Here is a 1192-nt window from a genome sequence, read left to right as displayed (position 1 = left end):
TATCGGATCATCGACGAGATGATCAGAACAGCTCAATTCGTCCGAAACAAGACTCTAAAATATTGGACAGAAAATCAAGGAATTAAGCTAGTTGACCTATACAAACAATGCGCTGTTATGGCGAAAGAATTTGAATGGGCGGGCAAGCTTAACTCGATGGCACGTCAAGCTTCCGCCGAACGTGCCATTTTTGCTATTCAACGCTTTTTTGCTAATTGCTTTCGCCAAGAAACCCGGAAAAAAGGGATATCCACAGTTCAAGAAGCATACTCGATCTGTTGAGTATAAAACTTCGGGATGGGAACTTTCTGCGGACAAAAGATGCTTGACCCTTAAAGATGGTTTTGCTGCGGGGAAGTTCAAGTTAATCGGCAGTCGAGACTTGCATTTCTATGCGCCCGGTGAAATAAAACGAATCAGAATCGTGCGTCGTGCCGACGGCTACTACGCCCAATTCTGTATTAATGTGGAGCGGAAAGAGGAGCCTGTTCTCACTGGTAAAGCTATTGGAATAGATGTCGGGTTAAACCATTTCTATACCGATAGTGATGGTGAAACGGTCGCTAACCCTCGATATCTTCGCAAGAGCGAAAAAGCTTTGAAGAGATTGCAGAAGCGAGTTTCAAGGGAAGAAGAAAGGTTCTAGTAATCGGAAAAAAGCAGTTAATAAGCTGGGAAGGAAACACCTGAAGGTCACTAGGCAGCGTAAAGACTTCGCCATAAAGACGGCGTTGTGCGCGGTAAAATCTAACGATTTTGTAGCCTAGGTCGACCTTCAGGTGCGGAACATGGTGAAAAACCACAAGCTAGCCAAATCAATTAGCGATGCAGCTTGGTCACAATTTGCTCAATGGTTGGAGTATTTTGGGAAAGTGTACGGTAAAACCGTGAGTGCGGTCGCACCTCAACACACATCGCAAGAGTGTTCAAATTGTGGCAATCTAGTTCAGAAAACGCTGTCAACTCGAACCCATATTTGTGGTTGTGGAACGATTCTCGATCGCGATCATAACGCTGCGCTGAACATTTTGGCGAAAGGGTTGAAGCAGGCAAAGATCGATTTAAATACGGCGGGGCACGCCGAAATTCACGCTTGCGGACAGACCGATCTCTACTCGCTGATGGTGACATCAATGAGCAAATCGACTGGCTGATCCAAGAATCCCCTCGCCTTTAGGCAGGGGAGTGTCAA

General features: G+C 45.9%; 1 pseudogene. It reads left to right on the top strand.

Annotation, left to right across the window (positions count from 1 at the left end):
* Positions 1-18: 18 nt before the first annotated feature.
* Positions 19-1154: pseudogene (locus tag QUB61_RS39555) on the top strand (RNA-guided endonuclease InsQ/TnpB family protein).
* Positions 1155-1192: the final 38 nt, after the last annotated feature.

Origin of the sequence: Microcoleus sp. C2D2 (assembly GCF_036702495.1) — a bacterium.
Lineage (GTDB): Bacteria > Cyanobacteriota > Cyanobacteriia > Cyanobacteriales > Microcoleaceae > Microcoleus.
This window is presented reverse-complemented; position numbering and strand designations above follow the sequence as displayed.